Origin of the sequence: Amycolatopsis sp. CA-230715, assembly GCF_018736145.1 — a bacterium.
Taxonomy (GTDB): Bacteria; Actinomycetota; Actinomycetes; order Mycobacteriales; family Pseudonocardiaceae; genus Amycolatopsis.
Map to the genome: position 1 here is coordinate 6,689,147 of NZ_CP059997.1, position 21,554 is coordinate 6,710,700.

General features: G+C 70.4%; 21 protein-coding genes. 17 read left to right on the top strand and 4 right to left on the bottom strand.

The genetic code is table 11. The features are described from left to right. Positions 1–29 precede the first annotated feature (29 nt). A complete protein-coding gene (locus HUW46_RS31845) occupies positions 30–803 on the bottom strand; it encodes an IclR family transcriptional regulator (protein ID WP_215542461.1) in 774 nt (257 codons plus the stop codon). A gap of 107 nt (positions 804–910) precedes the next feature. Between HUW46_RS31845 and aceB the strand changes: the two genes are divergently transcribed. The 3 genes from aceB (at position 911) to HUW46_RS31860 (ending at position 4,558) form a co-directional block, all read left to right on the top strand. After that, positions 911–2,485: a malate synthase A gene (gene aceB, locus HUW46_RS31850; RefSeq protein WP_215542462.1), complete on the top strand. Its 1,575-nt coding sequence runs from the start codon at positions 911–913 to the stop codon at positions 2,483–2,485. A 5-nt stretch (positions 2,486–2,490) separates the two neighbouring features. After that, on the top strand, positions 2,491–3,747 hold the full coding sequence (locus HUW46_RS31855; RefSeq protein WP_215542463.1) for a DUF6986 family protein: 1,257 nt from the start codon (positions 2,491–2,493) through the stop codon (positions 3,745–3,747). 61 nt (positions 3,748–3,808) lie between these two features. Continuing rightward, the gene (locus tag HUW46_RS31860; protein WP_215550230.1) at positions 3,809–4,558 is read left to right on the top strand and encodes a LamB/YcsF family protein; all 750 of its coding nucleotides are present in this window, start codon (positions 3,809–3,811) and stop codon (positions 4,556–4,558) included. Between the two features lie 136 nt (positions 4,559–4,694). Here HUW46_RS31860 and HUW46_RS31865 read toward each other — a convergent pair whose 3' ends face one another. After that, a complete protein-coding gene (locus tag HUW46_RS31865; protein ID WP_215542464.1) occupies positions 4,695–6,107 on the bottom strand; it encodes a PucR family transcriptional regulator in 1,413 nt (470 codons plus the stop codon). A 134-nt stretch (positions 6,108–6,241) separates the two neighbouring features. On the opposite strand from HUW46_RS31865, the gene HUW46_RS31870 reads away from it, so the two are divergent. The 11 genes from HUW46_RS31870 to HUW46_RS31920 all read left to right on the top strand — a co-directional run bounded on the left by HUW46_RS31870 (position 6,242) and on the right by HUW46_RS31920 (position 16,376). Then, a complete protein-coding gene (locus tag HUW46_RS31870) occupies positions 6,242–7,123 on the top strand; it encodes an FAD binding domain-containing protein (protein WP_215542465.1) in 882 nt (293 codons plus the stop codon). Further along, positions 7,114–7,581, top strand: coding sequence for a (2Fe-2S)-binding protein (locus tag HUW46_RS31875; RefSeq protein ID WP_215542466.1), 468 nt, complete (start codon positions 7,114–7,116; stop codon positions 7,579–7,581). The genes HUW46_RS31870 and HUW46_RS31875 overlap by 10 nt, the downstream gene beginning before the upstream one ends. Continuing rightward, entirely contained in the window at positions 7,578–8,924 is a 1,347-nt protein-coding gene (locus HUW46_RS31880; RefSeq protein ID WP_215542467.1) for an 8-oxoguanine deaminase, read from the top strand. The genes HUW46_RS31875 and HUW46_RS31880 overlap by 4 nt, the downstream gene beginning before the upstream one ends. Continuing rightward, the gene (pucD, locus tag HUW46_RS31885) at positions 8,921–11,206 is read left to right on the top strand and encodes a xanthine dehydrogenase subunit D (protein WP_215542468.1); all 2,286 of its coding nucleotides are present in this window, start codon (positions 8,921–8,923) and stop codon (positions 11,204–11,206) included. The genes HUW46_RS31880 and pucD overlap by 4 nt, the downstream gene beginning before the upstream one ends. A 23-nt stretch (positions 11,207–11,229) precedes the next feature. Then, positions 11,230–11,715 carry a nucleoside deaminase gene (locus tag HUW46_RS31890; protein WP_215542469.1) on the top strand — a complete coding sequence of 162 codons (486 nt, stop codon included), beginning with the start codon at positions 11,230–11,232 and terminating at the stop codon, positions 11,713–11,715. A 45-nt stretch (positions 11,716–11,760) separates the two neighbouring features. Further along, on the top strand, positions 11,761–13,197 hold the full coding sequence (locus HUW46_RS31895; RefSeq protein WP_215542470.1) for an NCS2 family permease: 1,437 nt from the start codon (positions 11,761–11,763) through the stop codon (positions 13,195–13,197). Continuing rightward, positions 13,188–13,574, top strand: coding sequence for an allophanate hydrolase-related protein (locus tag HUW46_RS31900; protein ID WP_215542471.1), 387 nt, complete (start codon positions 13,188–13,190; stop codon positions 13,572–13,574). The genes HUW46_RS31895 and HUW46_RS31900 overlap by 10 nt, the downstream gene beginning before the upstream one ends. Positions 13,575–13,589: 15 nt before the next feature. Then, positions 13,590–14,327, top strand: a complete 738-nt coding sequence (locus tag HUW46_RS31905; protein ID WP_215542472.1) for a GNAT family N-acetyltransferase — start codon at positions 13,590–13,592, stop codon at positions 14,325–14,327. 153 nt (positions 14,328–14,480) lie between these two features. Next, positions 14,481–14,819: a YciI family protein gene (locus HUW46_RS31910; RefSeq protein WP_215542473.1), complete on the top strand. Its 339-nt coding sequence runs from the start codon at positions 14,481–14,483 to the stop codon at positions 14,817–14,819. Position 14,820: 1 nt separating this feature from the next. Further along, positions 14,821–16,071 (top strand): RNA polymerase sigma factor, encoded by a 1,251-nt coding sequence (locus HUW46_RS31915; RefSeq protein WP_215542474.1) that lies wholly within the window; start codon positions 14,821–14,823, stop codon positions 16,069–16,071. Beyond that, positions 16,068–16,376, top strand: coding sequence for a hypothetical protein (locus HUW46_RS31920; RefSeq protein ID WP_215542475.1), 309 nt, complete (start codon positions 16,068–16,070; stop codon positions 16,374–16,376). Before HUW46_RS31915 ends, HUW46_RS31920 begins: the two co-directional genes overlap by 4 nt. Positions 16,377–16,508: 132 nt before the next feature. On the opposite strand, the gene HUW46_RS49095 is transcribed toward HUW46_RS31920, so the two are convergent. Beyond that, entirely contained in the window at positions 16,509–16,706 is a 198-nt protein-coding gene (locus HUW46_RS49095; RefSeq protein ID WP_442860998.1) for a hypothetical protein, read from the bottom strand. Positions 16,707–17,071: 365 nt separating this feature from the next. Here HUW46_RS49095 and HUW46_RS31925 point away from each other — a divergent pair, with 365 nt between their 5' ends. Then, positions 17,072–17,527: a DUF302 domain-containing protein gene (locus HUW46_RS31925; RefSeq protein WP_215542476.1), complete on the top strand. Its 456-nt coding sequence runs from the start codon at positions 17,072–17,074 to the stop codon at positions 17,525–17,527. On the opposite strand, the gene HUW46_RS31930 is transcribed toward HUW46_RS31925, so the two are convergent. Further along, positions 17,502–18,398: a LysR family transcriptional regulator gene (locus HUW46_RS31930; RefSeq protein ID WP_215542477.1), complete on the bottom strand. Its 897-nt coding sequence runs from the start codon at positions 18,396–18,398 to the stop codon at positions 17,502–17,504. The two genes, HUW46_RS31925 and HUW46_RS31930, sit on opposite strands and share 26 nt — an antisense overlap. A 101-nt stretch (positions 18,399–18,499) precedes the next feature. Between HUW46_RS31930 and mdlC the strand changes: the two genes are divergently transcribed. Together mdlC and HUW46_RS31940 are read left to right on the top strand one after the other, a co-directional pair. Beyond that, positions 18,500–20,074 carry a benzoylformate decarboxylase gene (gene mdlC, locus HUW46_RS31935; protein WP_215542478.1) on the top strand — a complete coding sequence of 525 codons (1,575 nt, stop codon included), beginning with the start codon at positions 18,500–18,502 and terminating at the stop codon, positions 20,072–20,074. Positions 20,075–20,083: 9 nt separating this feature from the next. Continuing rightward, positions 20,084–21,529, top strand: coding sequence for an aldehyde dehydrogenase family protein (locus HUW46_RS31940; RefSeq protein ID WP_215542479.1), 1,446 nt, complete (start codon positions 20,084–20,086; stop codon positions 21,527–21,529). Positions 21,530–21,554 lie beyond the last annotated feature (25 nt).

The following is a 21,554-nucleotide window of genomic DNA, read 5'->3' on the forward strand; positions in this document are numbered from 1 at the left end:
ACCCCGGGGGCGTGCCCCCGGGGTTCTCTTCATTCCGGCCTGGTCAGCACGAGCTGCGCGGCCAGTGTCTTCGCGATGCGCTGCACCACGGGCGCGATCCGCCCGACGGCGTCCTTCGTCAGCCGCCCTTCGGGACCGGACACCGAGATCGCGGCGGGGGTCGGCACGCAGGTCACCGGTACCGCGACGCAGCGGACCCCCAGCTCCTGCTCGCTTTCGTCGAGCGCGTAGCCCTGCGCGGCGATCTCGCCGAGGTGCTCCAGCAGCCGGTCGGGATCGGTGTGGGTGTGCTCGGTGTAGGCGGGCATACCGGTGCGCGCGAGCAGCACGCGCACGTCCTCGGCTGGCAGCTGCGACAGGATCGCCTTGCCGACGCCGGTGCCGTGCGGCAGCAGGCGCCTGCCGACCTCGGTGAACATGCGCATCGAATGCTTCGACGGCACCTGCGCCACGTAGACCACCTCGTCGCGTTCGAGCACCGCGAGGTTCGCGGTCTCGCCCACCTCGTCGACGAGTTCGCCCAGCAGCGGCCGCGCCCACGCGCCGAACTGCATGCTCGCCTGCTCACCCAGCCGGATGAGCCGCGCGCCGAGCGCGTAGCGCCGGTTCGTGTTCTGGTGGACGTAACCGAGCGCGACCAGGGTCCGGATGAGCCGGTGGATGGTCGGCATCGGCAGCCCGGAGCTGGCCGCGAGCTCGGAGAGGCTCGCCTCGCCACCGGTGTCCGCGAGGTGTTCCAGCAGCTCGAAGGCGCGTTGCAGCGACTGGACGCCGCCGTCCCTCCCCGGTTTCTCCGCCACCACGGGATGACCCTCCTAACGCTCGCATTGAGCTTCCGCTATGCGGTAACTATAGTCCGAGATGTAAAAAACGTATGGACGTCTTCTATCAACACACGGTGGTGTTCCGCATGTCAGAAGTCCAGGTGCTCGGCGACGCTGTCGATCGTGGCGACGAGATCCTGACCCCCGAAGCGCTCGAATTCCTCGCCGGTCTGCACGACAAGTTCGCGGGCACGCGCGACGAGCTGCTCGAAGCGCGCAAGGGCAAGCGGGAAGAGGCCAAGCGCACCGGCAGGCTCGACTTCCTGCCGGACACCAAGGAGATCCGCGAGTCCGACTGGCAGGTAGCCGGCGCGCCGCCCGCGCTGCGGGACCGGCGCGTGGAGATCACCGGGCCGACCGACCGCAAGATGACGATCAACGCGCTCAACTCCGGCGCCAAGGTGTGGCTCGCCGACTTCGAGGACGCCAACACCCCGCACTGGGCCAACGTGGTCGGCGGTCAGGTCAACCTCCGCGACGCGATCCGCGGCGACATTTCGTTGGAGAGCAACGGAAAGAGCTACGCGCTGAAGGACGACGTCGAGCACGCCACCATCGTGGTGCGCCCGCGCGGCTGGCACCTCGACGAGCGCAACCTCACCTTCGGCGGGCGCAAGGCGGTCGGCGCGCTGGTCGACTTCGGCCTGTACTTCTTCCACAACGTGCGCGCGCTGCTCGCCGCGGACAAGGGCCCGTACTTCTACCTGCCGAAGATGGAAAGCCACCTCGAAGCGCGGCTGTGGAACGACGTGTTCAGCCACGCGGAGAAGGAGCTCGGCATCGAACACGGCACCGTCCGCGCGACCGTGCTGATCGAGACCATCCCGGCCGCGTTCGAGATGGAGGAGATCCTCTACGAGCTGCGCGAGCACGCTTCGGGCCTCAACGCGGGCCGCTGGGACTACCTGTTCAGCGTCATCAAGTACTTCCGCGACGCGGGCGAGAAGTTCGTGCTGCCGGACCGCAACTCGGTCACCATGACCGCGCCGTTCATGCGCGCCTACACCGAGCTGCTGGTGCGCACGTGCCACAAGCGCGGCGCGTTCGCGATCGGCGGCATGGCCGCGTTCATCCCGAGCAAGGACCCCGAGGTCAACAAGGGCGCCTTCGACAAGGTGCACGCGGACAAGGCGCGCGAGGCCGGTGACGGGTTCGACGGATCGTGGGTCGCGCACCCCGGCATGGTCGACATCTGCCGCGAGGAGTTCGACAAGGTCCTCGGCGAGCAGCCGAACCAGCTCGACCGCAAGCGCGAAGAGGTGCGGGTGACCGCGGACGAGCTGCTCAACGTCGCGGCCACGGAGGGTTCCGCCACCGCGGCGGGGCTGCGCGCGGCGGTCGACGTCGGCATCCGGTACATCGCTTCGTGGCTCGGCGGGAACGGCGCCGCGGCGATCCACAACCTGATGGAGGACGCGGCGACCGCCGAGATCTCCCGGTCGCAGGTGTGGCAGTGGGTCAAGAACGGCACCACGCTCGACACCGGCGAGCAGGTCACCGAGGCGCTCGTCCGGTCCACTGTGGACGAGGTGAAGAAGGAACTGGCCGAGGTCGTGCCAGCCGAACTGCTGGAGCAGGCCGTCGAGCTGTTCGAACAGGTCGCGCTCGCGGAGCAGTTCGCGGACTTCCTGACCCTGCCCGCCTACGAGAAGATCAAGTAACGGAGATGGGTGGTGGCGGCCGGCTTTCCGGCGAGTTCTACGACGCGATCGACGCGAGCCTGCGCGATGCGGACGCGCGCGTCGAAGCGAACTACCCCGGCGGTCCCGCCGGCCGCCAGCCCGTGCACACCGTGTACGTCCCGGCGAGCGGCTACCACGAAGGGCTCGTCGGGGAGTGGGGTGCGCGGGCGAGTGCCGCGCTGGAGGAGCACGCCCGCGACCTCGCCGAGTTCGCGGGTGTGTTCGGTCCACAAGCGACAGTCGAGATTTACGACAGGGTAAGGGAAAAGCTCCGGCGGGAGCCGATCGAAGACCTGCGCATCGACTTCGAAGACGGCTACGGCAGCCCCGGTGACGAGATCGAAGACGCTGCCGCGGTGTCGGCCGGTGCGACGCTCGCGCGGTCGGTGGCGGCCGGGACCGCGCCGCCGTTCGCCGGGATCCGGTTCAAGAGCTTCGAACGCGCGACCCGCAGGCGCGGCATGCGCACGCTGGACCTCTTCCTCGGCGCGCTGCTCGACGGCGGCCCGCTGCCGCCGGGATTCGTGGTGACGCTGCCGAAGGTCACCGCGGTCGAGCAGGTCGCGGCGGCGGCAAAGGTACTCGGAGAGCTGGAACGCGGGTACGGCCTGCCCGCGCGGTCGCTGCGCTTCGAGGTGCAGATCGAAACTCCGCAGTCCATTGTGGACATCGAAGGCGCGGTGGCGGTGGCGCGCATCGTGCGGGCGGCGGACGGCCGGTGCTCCGGGCTGCACTACGGCACCTACGACTACAGCGCGGGCCTCGGCATCAGCGCCGCGTACCAGAGCATGGAGCACCCCGCCGCCGATTTCGCGAAGGCGCTGATGCAGGTGTCCGCGGCGGGCACCGGCGTCCTGCTCTCGGACGGTTCGACGAACAAGCTGCCCGTCGGCGACCGGGACGCCGTGCTCGGCGCGTGGCGCGAACACGCCCGCCTCGTGCGCCGCTCCCTCGAACGGGGCTTCTACCAGGGCTGGGACCTGCACCCGCATCAGTTGCCGAGCCGGTACGCGGCGACCTACGCGTTCTTCCGCGAGGGTTTCCCCGCGGCCGCGGCACGCCTGCGGAACTACGTCGAGAAGACCGAGGGCGGTGTCCTCGACGAACCAGCCACCGCGCAGGCGCTCGCGGCCTACCTGAGCCGGGGCCTCGACTGCGGCGCGCTCACCGAAGCCGAGGTCGTCGACCGCACCACGCTTTCGCGGGAGGCGCTGGACCGCCACGTCCGCCGCCTCACCTGAGCGACGCGGCGGTGCGAATGGCAGCGCCTACGATGACCGTGGTGAGGGAAGGAGTGCGGTGATCGACCTCAACAGCGACCTCGGCGAGGGATTCGGCAACTGGCGCCTCGGCGACGACGACGCGTTGCTCGACGTCGTGTCGAGCGCGAACGTGGCCTGCGGGTTCCACGCGGGCGACCCGACGATCCTGCGGCGCGTGACCGAGCGGGCGGCCGAACGCGGGGTCACGATCGGCGCGCAGGTGGGGTATCGCGACCTGTCGGGTTTCGGGCGCCGGTTCATCGACATGGCGGCCGAGGAGCTGACGAACGACGTCATCTACCAGATCGCCGCGCTCGACGGGTTCGCGCGCATCGCGGGCACGAGCGTGAAGTACGTGAAGCCGCACGGCGCGTTGTACAACGCGATCGTGAGCCACGCGGAGCAGGCCGCGGCCGTGGTCGAAGCCGTCCGCCGCTACGACCCCGCGCTGCCGGTGCTGGGGTTGCCCGGGTCGGAATGGTTGCGGCAGGCGGAAGAGGCCGGGCTGCGCACGATCGCCGAGGTGTTCGCCGACCGCGCCTACACCGCGGAGGGCACGCTGGTGCCCCGGCACGAAGAGGGTGCCGTCGTGCACGATCCCGAGGTGGTCGTCGAGCGCAGCGTACGCATGGTGACCGAGGGTATCGTGGTCGCGAAGGACGGCACCAAGGTCGAAGTGACGGCCCGTTCCTTGTGCGTACACGGCGACACGGCGGGCGCGGTGGACATCGCGCGCCGGATCCGCGCCGCGCTGGGCGACGCGGGCGTGCCGATCGAACCCTTCGCCTGAGCGAACCGGCGCCGGGCGCGGCATCGCCGGAAGCTGTCGGCCGCCGGAAACTGTCGGTGCCTCGCGGTAACGTTGAATCAAGGGCGCCCCTGAGCGAACGAAAGGTCGAGGTCGTGTGTTCCGCCTGGCGGAAGCGTCATTCCGCCAGCAGCGCCAGGTGGATTTCGACCTGGCTGGCGAAATCGGTCAGGTCGGTGCCGAGCAGTTCGCCCGCCTTCGCGATGCGGTAGCGCAGGGTGTTGACGTGCACGTGAAGCTCCTTCGCCGCCTGCGCGGGGGAGCCGTTGCACCGCAGGAACGTGCGCACGGTGTGCACGAGATCGCCGCGCTGCGCCGCGTCGTGCGCGAGCAGCGGTCCCAGCACGCGGCGCCGGATCGCCGCCCGCAGCTCGTCCGGCGCGCCCGCCACGAGAAGGCTCGCCACGGTCAGCTCCTCGGCGGAGACCACCGGGTGCCCGCGCCGCGCCGCGTCCACGGCGTGCCGCGCTTCCTGCGCCGCGCCGCGGAGTCCGGCAAGGCTCGCCGCACCGCTGAGTCCAATGCGGACGGACCCGGTGCTCAGAAGCTCCACAGTGGACACCGCGGCTGCCGCGCCGGTCACCCAGTCCGAAGGCCAAGCGCCCGCGGTGTCCACGATCGCCCACGCTTCGCCGTCGCGTTCCCCGAGCACGGCTGAGCCGGTCACGAGATCGGCCAGCAGTTCGCGCGCGAGACCACCTGGCGCGCGGGCGATCACCACCCGCAGCTCGGCGTCGGCTGGCAGGTCCGTCCCGCCGAACGCGCTCGCCAGCTCGGGTTCGCCCGCGGTCGCGCGGGCCAGTACCGCGATCAGGGGACCGGCCGCGAGGTTCACCCGATCGGCACGGGCGCGCGCGGCTCCGAGCAGCACCGCCAGCTCCTCGCCGACGGTGCCGGTTTCCCCCTGTGCCACCAGCAGCCACGGCAGCGCCGCGCCGCCCGCGACCGGCCGCACGGTGTAGGCACCGTCGGAAAAAGCGTCGCGCACCTGCGCGTAGCGCTCGACGAGCGCGCGGGGCGCTGGCAGGTCCGGTCCCGCCGACGCGAGCACCTTGCCGCTGCCGGAAAGCAGCCAGCACGGCATCCCCAGCTCTTCCGCGCCGATTTCGAGCAGCGCATCCGGCGGTTCGTCGGCCGCGGCGGACAGCTTCCGCCGGTCGGCGGCGAGCGCGAGCACCACCCGCTCGGTGACCACCGCGAACGAAAGGTCGGGAGGCACTTCGAGCAGCGGGATCCGGTGGCGCTCGCAGGCTTCGACCAGATCGGCGGGTATTCCGCCGGAATCCGCGCCCGACGCGGCGAGCGCCGCGCTGCCCGCGTGGCCGAGCGCGGCGACGAACGGCTCGGCGTCACCCGGCGCGTGCCACCACAGCAGGCCGCTGAGCACCAGCTCGCCCGCCGAGAGGTACCGGCCCGGATCCGCAAGTTCGGTGCCGTAGATGCGCGTGACCTCGCGATCGAGGAACGCCGAGCCGGTGCGCAGGCGCAAGCGCAGCTCGGGGATGTCCAGCAGAGTTTTCACGGCGGTCATAGGCTTTGTAGGAAACCACAACACGAGCGCGATTCGCTGGCGGAGTTTCATACTCCGGCGCCGTTGCCGGGGTGTGTGACCGATGTGTGTACTGGACCGACGCCCCCCCAGCCGCCGAATCCCGAGGAGTTCCCGTGGATTTTCTCCGTCCGAGCAGCCTCGGCGAGGCGCTGGCCGTCAAGGCCGAGCGCCCCGGCGCGGTGCCGATCGCGGGCGGCACGGACGTCATGGTCGAGCTGAACTTCGACCACCGCCGCCCCGCCGCGCTGCTCGATCTCACCGGCGTCGCCGAACTCGGGGAGTGGTCGGCCGAGCACGGCACGATCCGGCTCGGCGCCGGGGTGCCCTACGTCAGGGTGATCGGGGAACTCGGCGGGAAACTGCCCGCGCTCGCGATGGCGTCGCGGACGGTCGGCTCACCGCAGATCCGCAACCGCGGCACGGTCGGCGGCAACCTCGGCGCGGCCTCGCCCGCCGGTGACACCCACCCGGTGTTGCTCGTTTCGGGCGCGAAGGTCGAGGCCGCGTCCGTGCGCGGCACGAGGCTCATCGACGCGGAAGACTTCTACCTCGGCGTGAAGCGCAACGCGCTCGAGCCGGACGAGCTGATCACCGCGGTGCACCTGCCGGAGGCGCCGGGGCCGCAGCAGTTCGCCAAGGTCGGCACCCGCAACGCGATGGTGATCGCGGTGTGCTCGTTCGCGGTCGCGCTGCACCCGGAGCGCGAGGCCGTCGGCGCCGCGGTCGGATCGGCCGCGCCCACCCCGCGCCGCGCCACCGCGGCCGAGGAGTTCCTCGCCGCCGAGCTAAGCGACACCGGGCTCTGGACGACGCGGGCACCGATCGCGGACTCGGTGCGCCGCCGCTTCGGCGAACTGGCCGCGTCCGCGGCGGCCCCCATCGACGACGTCCGAGGCAGCGCCGACTACCGCAAGCACGCGCTTTCCGTGCTCGCGCGGCGGACGCTGACCTGGGCCTGGAACTCCTACCAGGGAGGTGCGCGGTCATGCGCGTGAACGTGACGGTCAACGGCGAACCCCACCAGGCGGACGACGTGTGGGAGGGCGAGAGCCTGCTCTACGTGCTCCGCGAGCGGATGGGCCTGCCCGGGTCCAAGAATGCTTGCGAGCAGGGCGAATGCGGCTCGTGCACGGTCTACCTCGACGAGGTGCCGGTGTGCTCGTGCCTGGTCGCGGCTGGCCAGGCCGAGGGCAGGCAGGTCCGCACGGTCGAAGGGCTTGCCGACGGCGACGCGCTCGACCCCGTGCAGCAGTCCTTTGTGGAGACCGGTGCTGTCCAATGCGGATTCTGCACGCCCGGACTGGTGGTGGCCGCGCACGACCTGCTCAACCGGGTCGCCGCGCCGAGCGACGAGGAGATCCGCGAAGCGCTGGCCGGGAACCTGTGCCGGTGCACGGGGTACGAAAAGATCCTCGACGCCGTGCGACTGGCCGCCGCCAGGGGTGTCTCATGAGGACGGTGATCGAGCACGCCGCGGTATCCACAGTGGACGCCGACGGGACCGAGTACCGGTCGGGGCACGTCGTGATCGAGGACGCGCACATCGTCGCCGTCGGGGAAGGTCCGGCGCAGGGGGAGTTCGACGAACGGGTCGACGCGCGCGGGTGCCTGGTCACGCCCGGCCTCGTGAACACCCACCACCACCTCTACCAGTGGGCCACGCGCGGCTACTCGGCCGACTCGACCCTGTTCGAATGGCTCGTCGAGCTGTACCCGGTGTGGGGCGGGCTCGACGCCGGGATCACCCACGCGGCCGCCTCCGCGGGTCTCGCGAGGCTCGCGACCACCGGGTGCACGACCGTCGCCGACCACCACTACGTGTTCCCCTCTGACGCGGGCGACCAGATCGCCGCGCTGGTCGAGGCGGCGAATCGGATCGGCACGCGCCTGCACCTCGTGCGCGGGTCGATGGACCGCGGCGAGTCCGACGGCGGGTTGCCCCCGGACAACCTCGTGGAAACCACCGAAGCGGCCTTGCTCGGCACCGAAAACGCCATCGACACCTACCACGACCCGTCACCGGAAGCCCGCGTGCGGATCGCGGCTGGCCCGTGCTCCCCGTTCTCGGTCAGCGAGGAGCTGATGACCGGCGCGGCGGAATTGGCTCGCCGCAAGGGAGTTCGCCTGCACACCCACCTCGCCGAGACGCTCGACGAGGAGAAGCAGTGCCTCGCCGAAATGGGCTGCACGCCTGCCGAATACGCAGACAAGCTCGGCTGGGTCGGCGAGGACGTGTGGCTCGCGCACACCGTGCACCTCGCGCCAGGCGCGATCCGCAGGCTCGGTGCGACGCGGACCGGATCGGCGCACTGCCCGACGTCGAACGGCAGGCTCGGCACCGGGATCGCCCCGGTGCGGGAACTGCTGGACGCGGGCGCCCCGGTCGGGCTCGGCGTGGACGGCGCCGCGTCGAACGAGTCCGGTGGGCTCGGCGAGGAACTGCACCAGGCGTTGCTGCAGGCGCGCCAGCGGGGCGGCCCGCGCGCGCTAAGTACCCGCGAAGCGCTATGGCTCGGCACCATGGGCGGGGCGAAATGCCTTGGCAGGGAACGGGAAATCGGTTCGATCGAACCCGGGAAGCTGGCCGATCTCGCGGTGTGGCGGCTCGACGACCTGCGGTACGCGGGCATCGCCGACCCGGTTGCCGCGCTCGTCCTCGGCGCGACGCCACCACTGGCGCGCCTGTTCGTCGGCGGGGAGACCGTGGTCTCCGACGGCGTGCTGCGGACCGAGGACGAGGCCGTGCTGGCAGGCGAACTGCGCTCGGCGAGCGCGAAACTCCGGGAGACGCGATGACTGCTTCGACGGAAACCGGTCAGGTCAGCGGGACCGCGAACGGGGTCGGCGACAGCCCGCAGCGCCCGGACGGGACGATCAAGGTGCGCGGCGAGTTCGCCTACTCCTCGGACCTGTGGCACGAGGACATGCTGTGGGGCGCCACTTTGCGCAGCCCCCACCCGTACGCGCGCATCACCGGGATCGACATCACCGAAGCGCTCAAGCTGCCCGGCGTGTACGCGGTGCTCACGCACGAGGACGTGCCAGGGGTGAACCGGTACGGGCTCGAACACCCCGACCAGCCGGTGCTCGCCGTCGACGTGGTGCGGTACCAGGGCGAGCCGGTCGCCGTCGTGGCGGCGGACCACCCGGAGACCGCGCGCCGCGCGATGGAGCGCGTCCGCGTCGGTTACGAGGTGCTGGATCCGGTCACGGATGCGGAAACCGCCGTCGACGGGCCCGCGCCTTCGTTGCATCCAGGCGGAAACGTGGTGCGCCACGTGCCGATCCGCCGCGGCGAGATCGGGGAAGCGGCCGTCGTCGTCCGGGGCACCTACGAGGTCGGCATGCAGGACCAGGCTTTCCTCGGGCCGGAATCCGGGCTCGCCGTGCCGGCCGAGGACGGCGGCATCGACCTGTTCGTGGCCACCCAGTGGCTGCACGTCGACCAGCAGCAGATCGTCGCCGCGCTCGGCCTGCCCGCCGACAAGGTGCGGCTCACCCTCGGCGGCGTCGGCGGCGCGTTCGGCGGGCGCGAGGACTTGTCCATCCAGGTGCACGCCTGCCTGCTGGCGCTGCACACCGGCAAACCGATGAAGATGGTCTACAACCGCGAAGAGTCGTTCTACGGCCACGTGCACCGCCACCCGGCGCGCATGTACTACGAGCACGGCGCCGACGAGAACGGAAAACTGCTCTACGTCAAGGCGAAGTTGTACTTGGACGGCGGAGCGTACGCGTCTTCGACCGGTGCCGTCGTGGCGAACGCGGCCACGCTCGGCGTCGGCCCGTACGACGTCCCGAACGTGGAGATCGACTGCTGGGGCGCGTACACGAACAACCCGCCGTGCGGAGCCATGCGCGGATTCGGTGCGGTGCAAGCGGGTTTCGCCTACGAGTCCCAAATGGACAGACTCGCCGAGGCGTGCGGGCTCGACCCGGTGGAGGTCAGGGTGCGCAACGCGATGCGCGAGGGCACCCTGATGCCGACCGGTCAGGTGGTGGACTCGGCCGCGCCGGTCGAGGAACTGCTGCGCCGCGTCGAGCGCAAATCGCTGCCCGCGGAACGCTCGGGCGAAGTCGATCTGCGCACGCTCCCCGGTGGCGTTTCGAACACCACGCACGGCGAAGGGGTGGTACGGGGCGTCGGTTACGCCGTCGGGATCAAGAACATCTGCTTCTCCGAAGGGTTCGACGACTATTCGACCGCGCGGGTGCGGCTGCAGGTCGTCGGCGGGGAGGTCGCGGCCACCGTGCACACCGCGGCCTGCGAGGTCGGCCAGGGCCTGGTCACCGTCATGCAGCAGATCGTGCGCACCGAACTCGGCGTCGAGCAGGTGACGATCCTGCCGATGGACACCACGATCGGCAACGCGGGATCGACCTCGGCCTCCCGGCAGACCTACGTGACCGGTGGCGCGGTACAGGCCGCGTGCCTCGCGGTGCGCAAGTCGCTGTTCTCCCGAGCCGCCGGACGGTTCGGCGGCGCCGAGTTCACCGTGTCCGGCGGGAAGCTGGTGTCCAAGAAGGACGGTGTGCTGGCGGATCTCGTCGAAGTGCTCGGTGACGACGCGCTGGACGAGACGGTCGAGTGGCGGCACCGTCCTACTGAGACACTCGACCCGGAGACTGGCGCCGGCGACGCGCACGTGCAGTACGGGTTCGCCGCGCACCGCGCCGTCGTCGACGTGGACGTGGAACTGGGCCTGGTCAAGGTGATCGCGCTCGACTGCGCGCAGGACGTCGGCAAGGCGATGAACCCGCAGGCCGTGCTCGGGCAGATCCACGGCGGCTCGGCGCAGGGGCTCGGCCTCGCGGTGATGGAGGAGATCCAGACCGAGGGCGGGAAGATCCGCAACCCGTCGTTCACCGACTACCTGATCCCGACCGTGCTCGACATGCCGCCGATGAGCATCGACGTGCTCGAACTCGCCGACCCGAACGCACCGTACGGGCTGCGCGGCGTCGGCGAGCCGCCGACCATCTCCTCGACGCCCGCGATCGTCGCGGCGATCAGGCAGGCCACCGGGCTCGCGCTCTCGCGGGTCCCCGTCCGGCCCGAACACATCACCGGTACCTAGATTTCCTTGGAGTGAGACGAATCATGGGGACAGCTGTGTCCACTGAGGACCAGAAGTGGCTCGGCGAGGCCATCCGGCTCGCCACCGAGAACGTCGAGGCGGGCGGTGGCCCGTTCGGCGCCGTCGTAGTGCGCGACGGGTCGGTCATCGCGACCGGCACCAACCAGGTGACGCCGACGCTCGACCCGACCGCGCACGCCGAGGTGGTTGCGATCCGCGCGGCCTGCCGGGAGGTCGGCGACTTCCAGCTCACCGGGTGCGTGCTCGTCTCGTCGTGCGAGCCGTGTCCGCTGTGCATCTCCGCCGCGCTGTGGGCGCGCGTCGACAAGGTGCTGTACGCGGCGGACCGCGACGACGCGGCCGTCGCCGGATTCGACGATCGCGCGTTCTACGACCTGTTCACCACCCCACGGGAGAGCTGGCCGGTACCCGTGGCCCGGCTGTCCACTGTGGATCATCGAGCCCCGTTCGACGCGTGGCTGTCGAAACCCGACAGGCTGGCGTACTGACACCGGGGCTCCGTCCGTGCCGTCCACACCGTCGTGGAGGACCGAATGACCCAGCTCGACACCGAACGACCGCAGTCCGAACCCGCGCCGCGCAGGCGCCCGCTCGACCGCTTCTTCCGGATCACCGATCGCGGCAGCACCTTCGGCAGAGAGGTCCGCGGCGGGCTCACCACGTTCGTGGCCATGTGCTACATCGTGCTGCTGAACCCGCTCATCCTCGGCGCTTCGGCCGACATCACCGGGGTGCGGCTGACCACCGAGCAGGTCACCACCGCGACCGCGCTCGCCGCCGGGATCACCACGCTCCTGATGGGGTTCGTCGGCAACGCCCCGCTCGCGCTCGCCGCGGGGCTCGGGGTCAACGGGATCGTCGCCTTCCAGATGGCGCCGACGATGACGTGGGCGCAGGCGTTCGGCCTCGTCGTGCTCGAAGGCGCCTGCATCGTGCTGATGGCGGTGTCCGGGATCCGCGAGCGGATCATCAACGCGATCCCGATGCCGCTCAAGACCGCCATCACGGTCGGGATCGGCCTCTACATCGCACTCGTCGGGCTGGTCAGCGCCGGGTTCGTGACCAGGACACCGGATGTCGCGCATTCCACCGTCCCGGTGCGGATGGGCCTCGACGGGCACCTCGCCGGCTGGCCGATCGCGATCTTCTGCCTCGGGCTGCTGCTGATGATCGTGCTGATCACCCGCGGCGTGCCCGGCGCGGTGCTGATCAGCATCCTGGTCGCGACCGTGCTCGCGGTGGTGGTCAACTCGGTGTTCCACGTCGGCGGCTGGGGGCTGGTCGAGCCGAAGGTGCCCGACCACGTCGTGGCGTCACCGGATTTCAGCCTGCTCGGCCAGGTGGACCTGTTCGGCGGGTTCGCCTCCGCGGGCCCGGTCACCGCGGGCGTGTTCCTGTTCACGTTGGTGCTGTCCGGTTTCTTCGACGCGATGGGCACCATCACCAGCGTCGCCGACGAAGCGGGCCTGACCAAGGACGGCAAGGTCGAAGGCATGGGTCGCATCCTGCTCGTCGACGGCGCGGGCGCACTGGCGGGCGGGCTCTCCGGCTCGGCGCCGAACACGGTGTTCCTGGAATCGGCGGCCGGTGTCGGCGAAGGCGCGCGGACCGGCCTCGCGAGCGTGGTGACGGGCGCGCTGTTCACCGTGACACTGTTCCTGACCCCGATCGCGGCCGTGGTCCCGGCACAGGCCGCGGCACCGGCGCTGGTGGTGATCGGCGGCATGATGATGGCCCAGTGCCGCCGGATACCTTGGCAGGACATGGAATTCGCGATCCCGGTGTTCCTCACCGCCGCGCTCATCCCGTTCACCTACTCCATCACCAACGGCATCGGCGCCGGGCTGATCGCGTACGTGGTGATCAAGCTGGGCAAGGGAAAGGTCCGCGAGATCGGCTGGCTGCTCGGGGCACTCGCCGCGGTGTTCGCCGTCTACTTCGGAATCGAAGGGGTCATGTCGTGGTTCTGATGTTCCTCAACGGCGGTGGCATGCGCGGCGGGCCGCTCCACGAACAACTGCGCGGCGCCCCGCTCGTCGGCGCGGCCCGCAGTGCTCCGCGGTACCGGTACTACTCGGTCGGCGACCGGTTCCCCGCCATGCACGAGGTCGCCTCGGGCGGGGTGTCCGTCGCCGGCGAGGTCTACGACCTTCCGCTGACGGTGCTGCGGGAGCACCTCGTCCCCGCCGAGCCACCCGAACTGGAGCTGGGCGTCATCGAACTGGCCGACGGGGCGTCGTGCCTGGCGACCGTGCTCAGGGAATCCGCGTTGAGTTCGCGGGAACTGCTGGACATCACGTCGTGGGGCGACTGGCGCGCTTATCGCGCCGAGCGGGGGCTCGACTAGCGTTACCGTGGCGGTATGGGGAACGACGGTGTCGACCACGTCGTGGACCGGTTCTGGGCCGGGGTCTTCGGCGTCGGCGAGGACGAGGTGTGGCGTCCGGGAGCGCACCTTTCGATCGACGAGACCGCGTGGCCGGGCCTGCTGGTCGTGCGGTTCGGGGAGACCGTGCGAGTGCGTGCTCCGGAGCCGCTGCTGGGCCGGGCGCGCGCGGCGATCGGCTCGCGTGCCACCGATGCGCTGTTCGACCCCGCGGTGTGGCTGGAGGTGCTGGCGGGCCTGGACCCGAAGGTGCTGGGACCGAGTGTGCACGCGTACTCCGGTGGCCCGGTACCGAGGGGCGCGGGCGAACGCCTTTCCCGGGGCGAACTCGATGCGCTGGCCGCAGGTGTACCGGAGGAGGAGTGGCAGGAGGCGGGGATGGACAACGCGGACGCGGTCCTTTTCGGACTGCGCCGCAACGGAACCCTGGTCGCGGCCGCCAACCTGACCACTTGGGACGGTGCGCACACCGATGTCGGCGTGCTGACCGCGCCGTCCGCGCGCGGCCGCGGTCACGGCACGGCGATCGCGGCCACCGCCGCCGAGCACGCGATCGAGGAACGCGGGATCGCCCGCTGGCGCGCACTCGCCACGAACACCGCGTCTCGGGCGATGGCGGCGCGCCTGGGTTTCGTGGCCAGGGGTGCGCACCTCGCCGTGCCGGTCGGCCGGTTGCCCGAGCCGGTTGCCCGAGCGCCGCGTGATTCTGGTTGATTCACGGTGGGGTGACCGTCGCGGCGCACGTGTGGTCGTCGTCACACTATTGTTCTTGGGTGGGGATGTCGATTCGGATCGGCCTCGTTCGTCCATTACCCGGCGCGGCCATCCGCGGCCGAGTGCCCGTCGAGTGCGACCAAGGAGCAATTGGTGGAGTATCTGGTGTCGATTTACCGTGATGAGTCGAAGGATGGCGAGGTCGATTGGGAACGACTGGGTGTCGAGTACGCCAACTACGCCGCTGAAGTGACCGAGGCCGGTGTGATGAGGGGCGGCAAGAAGCTCCAGCCGTCGGCGTCCGCGACGACGGTCGCGATCCGGGAGTCGGGCCGACTGGTGACTGACGGGCCGTTCGCGGAGGCTCGTGAGCAGTTGGGCGGATTCTTCGTGCTGGAGTGCGCGGATCTGGACGAGGCGCTGGAGTGGGCTGCCCGGTGCCCCGGTGCGAGGCACGGCACGGTGGAGGTGCGGCCCGTGATATCGGACTGACGTGCGCGATCAGCTCAGCGAGACCTTTCGGGCCGAACACGGCCGGGTACTCGCTCGTCTGGTCACCCTCCTCGGCGACCTCGACGTCGCTGAGGAGGCGCTGGCTGACGCCTACGCGACGGCGATGCAACGATGGCCTGTCGAGGGCGTACCGGCGAATCCGGCTGCATGGCTGATCACGGTGGCTCGCAATCGAGGCGTGGATCGGATCCGCCGGGAAACAGCCCTCGCCCGGAAGCTCACCCTGACGAGACGCGACACGTCGTCCTGTCGGCAAGTCGTCGCCGACGGTGGCGACGGTGATCCGTTCGACGACCAGTTGCGGCTGTTCTTCACCTGTTGTCACCCGGCGCTGTCGGTCGCCGTGCAGGTCGCGTTGACGTTGAGGTGCCTGGCCGGGTTGTCGACGCCCGAGATCGCGCGACTGCTGCTGGTCAGCGACACGACCGTCGCCCAGCGCATCGTCCGGGCCAAGCGGAAGATCCGGGACGCGGCGATTCCGTTTCGAGTGCTTCGGCCATCGGAGTTGCCCGAGCGGTTGCCACCGGTTCTCACGGTTCTCTACCTGCTGTTCACGGAGGGATACGTGGCCACCTCCGGTCCCCGGCACACTCGCGACGACCTGTCGGCCGAGGCCATCAGGCTCACGCGCCAGCTGCACCGACTGCTGCCCGACGACGCCGAGGCCACCGGTCTCCTCGCACTCCAGTTGCTCACCGAAGCACGCCGCCCGGCCCGGCTGGACGAACAGGGGCGGCTGGTCGTCCTCGAAGACCAGGACCGCACCCGCTGGGACCGCGAACTCATCCACGAGGGCCAACAGCTCCTCACCGCTGCCCTCGCCGGAGCACCAGCCGGTCCCTTCGCGGTTCAAGGCGCGATCGCCGCCCTGCACGCCGGCGCGCCGACCGCGCGGCACACCGACTGGCGGCAGATCGCCGCCCTCTACCGCGTACTCGGCCGGCTCGCGCCCAGCCCGATGGTTCAGCTCAACCACGCGATCGCGGTGGCCATGGCGGACGGACCCGACACCGGTCTGCGACTTCTCGACCGGCTGCGGTCCGTCGACGCGTTGGCCCGCACGCATCTCCTGCCAGCGGCCCGTGCCGATCTCCTTCGGAGGCTCGGACGCGTCGAGGATGCGATCACCGCCTACGACCAGGCACTGGAACGGGTCGGAAACGACATCGAACGCGACTACCTCACCCGGCGGCGCCGGCAACTCCTCACGGACGGAGCACCAACCCCATGACCCCTGACGACCTCTTCGACGCCATCGCCGACGAACTGGCGAGTACCGGAGTCACCACGGGCGCCATGTTCGGCAAGCGCTCGCTGCACGCACACGGCAAGGCCGTCGCCTGCCTGAAGGACCACGAACTCGCCTTCCGCCTCGGCCGCGACACACCAGCACACCACGACGCCCTCCAATTACCGGGTGCGCACCTGTTCGATCCCTCGGGAAAGGGACGTCCCTTCAAAGACTGGGTCGCCGTCCCGGACGCCCACGCGGCCGCGTGGCCTGAACTGGCCGAGACAGCTCGCGACACCGCCTGACACCTCGTGGCCACCCTCAACGGGCTGCGGCGCATGGCCAGCACACCAGACTCGGATGTGAAAGTCGGGGCTTGCACATGACGAGTCGGATGCGCCACAGGTCGGGATCGACGCCATGGCCCTGCGGGGCGATCACCGTGGGCCGTGCACAAGAGCACCGTTGGCCGACGGCGGCGAAGCGCCGAGGCCCAGTCCGATCGTGCTCGACAGGCAGAAGCCGAGGGCGGTGCCCCAGACCCGTTGCGCGGCGTTTTCCCGGCCCCACCGCCAGGTTCGGCCATCGGGACCGGTCAGCTCGACGCGGAACGGTTCCGCCGAGAACGAAGGTATGGGGTGGTCCTTACTCGGGTCATCGTCGACGTCTGGTGACCATGGATCCGTGTGCGAGGCATCGCGAAATGTTGTGGAGAAAGGAGAAAACGCGAGTGCTGGTCACGGAGGACGAAAGGGGCACGACCTCACCCTCGTCCGCGCCATCGCGGTACCGCCCCCCGATCCCGGCGGGGGCCTCGCCGCGAATGCCAATGCCATCCCCGTTCCCAGTGGCATCGAGCGGCCATGTCGCCGGGCGAGCGCTGGAGCTAAGGTGGTGCGAAGTGCTGCTATCCGGGTGAATCGAGGTCGTTGTCCGAAGTGGACATACGCGGGGAACCGGTTCGGCGGTGGTGGCGAAGCGACTGGAAACTGGGGAAGAGATGACAGACCACGGCATGATCACGATCGCCAGCGGCTGGTCGGTCCGCGAGACGACCGACCGCTTGGAGACCGCGGTCACCGGCGCGGGCCTGTTCGTGTTCGCCCGGATCGATCACGCGGGCAACGCGGCTCGGGCCGGGTTCGAGCTCCGGCCGACGGAACTGCTGATCTTCGGCAACCCGAAGGGCGGCACCCCACTCTTGCGGGACAACCAGACCAGCGGCATCGACCTGCCCGTAAAGGCCCTCGCCTGGCAGGACGAAGCGGGGCGGACCTGGCTGACCTACAACGACGCGAGATGGATCGCCGCGCGGCACGGGCTCGGAGCCGGAAGCGAGCAGGCGGTCGAAGCCATCGAGGCGGGTCTGGCGCGGCTCGTCCGCGGAGTGGTCGCTCGGCCGCCGGACGCGGAAGCGCCGGACCAGGGTGTCACCGCGCCAGAACCTGGTGCATGAACTCGATCAACCACCGTTGCGGCGCACTCCGCGCATGCGAATGGCGAGCATAGATGGAGACCCGCACAGGTTCGATCTCGAAAGGAAGTTCCAGTAGCCGCACGGGATGGTTCCCGGCGAACACGGTGGCGACGTCGCGCGGCACCATCGCCACCAGTTGGCTGTTCTGGATCAGGTAGGGCAGCGACGCGAATCGGGTCATCTCCAGGACCACCGACGGCAGCAGGCCGCGTGCTTCGAGTGCCTTGCGCGGGCCTTCGTGGCCGGTCGGGCCGAAAACGGTCACGTGCTGCTCGGCGTCGAGCGCGGCGGTGGTCAGGCGTTTGCCGCGCAGGCGCGGGTGGTTCGCGGCGACGACGCCGACGTAGTCCTCGTCGAAGAGGGGCACGCGCGCGATGCGGTGGGAGCTGATCAGGGGTGACGCGATGAAGGCGTCGATTTCGCCGCGGCTGACCTGGTCCTCGGCGTTGACGACGTCCAGTGCCCGCACGGTCAGGGTGATTCCCGGTGCCTGCGTGCGCAGCGCGGCCATCAGCCTCGGGAGCAGGGAAACCTCGCCGAGGTCAGAGAGGCACAGCGTGAACCCGGCGCGCGCGGTGGCCGGGTCGAACGTCTGCGTGCCGCTCACCGCCGCTTCGATCGACGCGAGCGCGGCGTGCAGTGGTTCGTACAGTTCGCGTGCGGTCGTGGTGGGGGCCAGCCCGGCGCCGGTGCGGCGGAACAGTTCGTCGCCGAAGCGGCGGCGCAGCTTCTGCAGGCTGTAGCTGATGGTGGGCTGGGTGACGTGCAGGGCCTGTGCGGTCGCGGTCACGCTGCGGGTTTCGTAGAGCAGCACGAACGTGCGGACGAGGTTCAGGTCGAAGTCCGCCATATAGATCCCATCGATACTGCTTCAGTGAAACATTTATTGGAACATACCCGCCGCCGTGCTTAGGGTCGAGTCACTCTCATCGCCGAGGAGGACGCTGAACCATGACCACGGCCCGCCGGATCGCGCACGAGTTCCTTGAGCGGCAAGGGCTCACGACGATCTTCGGCAACCCGGGCTCGAACGAGCTGCCGTTCCTCGCGGAGCTGCCCGGCTCGTTCCGCTACGTCCTCGGTCTGCACGAAGGCGCCGTCGTCGGCATGGCCGACGGCTACGCGCAGGTGACCGGGCGCCCGGTGCTCGTCAACCTCCACGCGGCGGCGGGATCGGGCAACGCGATGGGCGCGCTCACGAACGCCGTCTACTCCGCTTCGCCGCTCGTGCTCACCGCGGGCCAGCAGGTGCGTTCGGTGATCGGCATGGAAGGCATGCTGTCCAATGTGGACGCGGCGCAGCTGGTGCGGCCGCTGGTGGGGTGGTCGGGGGAACCCGCCTGCGCGGCGGACGTGCCGCGATCGCTTGCGCAGGCCGTGTTCGAGGCGAAGCTCCGGAAGCGCCCGACCTACCTGTCCGTGCCTTACGACGACTGGGAAACCGAGATCGACCCGAACGCGGCCGCGGTGCTCGACCGCGAGGTGCGCCGGAGCGCGGCCCCGAGCGAGCAGGATCTGGACTGGCTCGCAAAGCAGGTGACCGAGGCGAAGAACCCGGCGCTGGTCCTCGGCGGGGACATCGACACCGCGGGGTTGTTCGACCGCGCGGTGGCCCTTGCCGAACACCTGGCGCTGCCGACCTGGGGCGCGCCGTCGCCGTTCCGGCTGCCCTTTCCCAATCGGCACCGGTTGTTCCGCGGGGTGCTCCCCGCCGGGATCGCCGACATTTCGAAGGCGGTGGAAGGGCACGACCTCGTGCTCGTGCTCGGTGCCCCGGTGTTCCGCTACCACCAGCACGTCCCCGGCCGGTACCTGCCGGAGGGCACGCGGCTGGTGCAGGTGACCGGCGACGCGGAGGCGGCGGCGCGAGCGCCGATGGGGCGAGCGCTCGTCGCCGATCCCGGCGCGGTGCTCGAAGCGCTGCTGGCACTCCCCGCGCGCGAGGGCGCGCGGACGGACTTCGTGCCTGCCCCGGAACCCGCGACCGCCCGCGACGCGCTGCATCCCGAGCAGGTGTTCGCCGCGTTGCGGGACACGCAACCCGAAGACACGCGGTATGTCGTCGAGTCGACATCGACGAACGCCGCGTGGTGGCGCCAGATGGACCTCCGCCACGGCGGTTCGTACTTCTTCCCCGCTTCCGGTGGGCTCGGATTCGGCCTGCCCGCGTCGGTCGGCGTGGCGATGGGCGATCCCGGCCGCCCCGTCGTCGGCGTGATCGGGGACGGTTCGGCGAACTACGGGATCACCGCGCTGTGGACCGCCGCCCAGTACCGGGTCCCGGTCACCTTCGTGATCCTGCGCAACGGCAGCTACGGCGCGCTGCGCTGGTTCGCGGGCTTGCTCGGCACGCCCGACGTCCCCGGCACGGAAATCCCCGGCATGGACTTCACGAGCATCGCGGCCGGATACGGCGTACCCGCGACCACGGTGCGGGAGCTCGGCGAGTTGCGCGCGCAGCTCGCCACGGCGCCGGAAGGGCCGAGGCTGATCCAGGTCGACACCGCGCTCACGACTCCCGAATAGAGGACGGACATGGCCGAAACACTGCTCGACAGCACGATCTGGCAGGACAGGATCCACGTCGGCGCGTGGACGGCGGGCGGGGGCGGCACCCGGCCGGTGATCGAACCGGCGACCGGCGCCGCACTGGGCAGCGTCGGTATCGCGAACCCCGCCGACGTCGAGCGCGCCGCCGCGCAGGCCGCCGAGGCGCAGCGCGCGTGGGCGTCGACGTCGCCGCGGGAACGGGCCGCGGTGCTCCGGCGCGCGGGCGAACTGTGGGAGCGGCACGCGGGCGAAGTCAGCGACTGGCTCGTGCGCGAAGCGGGTTCCACCAAGGCGAAAGCCGGGATCGAAACCGAGATGGCGGCGGGCATCTGCTTCGAAGCGGCTGCGCTGCCGACGCATCCGAGCGGCGAAGTGCTGACCTCGGAGGAGCCGCGCTGGTCGTTCGCGCGGCGGATGCCTGCGGGCGTGGTGTCGGTGATCGCGCCGTTCAACTTCCCGCTGATCCTCTCGATCCGGTCGGTCGCGCCCGCGCTGGCGCTCGGCAACGCGGTGCTGCTGAAGCCGGATCCGCGCACGGCGGTGTGCGGCGGCGTCGCGTTGACGCGGGTGTTCGAGGAAGCGGGCCTGCCCGCCGGGCTGTTGCAGCTGGTGCCCGGTGACGCCGCGGTCGGGGAGGCGGTGGTCACCGCGCCCGAGGTGTCGGTGGTGTCGTTCACCGGGTCGACCGCCGCCGGGCGGAAGGTTGGCGAGGCCGCCGCGCGCGGGCTCAAACGCGTGCACCTGGAACTGGGCGGCAACAACGCGCTCGTCGTGCTGCCGGGCGCGGATGTCGCCGCCGCCGCTTCGGCTGGCGCGTTCGGTTCGTACCTGCACCAGGGCCAGATCTGCATGGCCACCGGCAGGCATCTCGTGCACGAGTCCCTTGTGGACGATTACGTGGCCGCGCTCGCGAAGAAGGCGCGTGCGCTGACCCCCGGCGACTACCTCGGGCCGATCATCGACGGCAAGCAGCTCGCGAACATCGGCAGGATCGTCGACGAGAGCGTCGCCGCGGGCGCGACCGTCGCGGCGGGCGGCAAGGCGGAAGGGCCCTACTACCTGCCGACCGTCCTAACCGGACTGAACGCGGACACGCCTGCCTGGCGCGAGGAGATCTTCGGGCCGGTGGCCCCGGTGCGCGCCTACCGCGATCTCGACGAGGCGGCCGCGATGGTCAACGAATCCGAGTACGGTCTTTCGGTCGGCATCCTCGGCGACGTCGGCACCGCGATGCGGCTCGCCGACCGGGTGCGCTCCGGCAAGGTGCATATCAACGAGCAGACCGTCGGCGACGAACCGAACGTGCCGTTCGGCGGTGTCGGCGACTCCGGGAACGGGTCACGCTTCGGGGGAGCCGCCGCCAACATCGAAGCGTTCACCGAGGTCCAGTGGCTCACCGTGCGTAGCGAGATCGCCCGCTACCCGTTCTGACTCCCGCGATCGAAGGAGCGAGGCA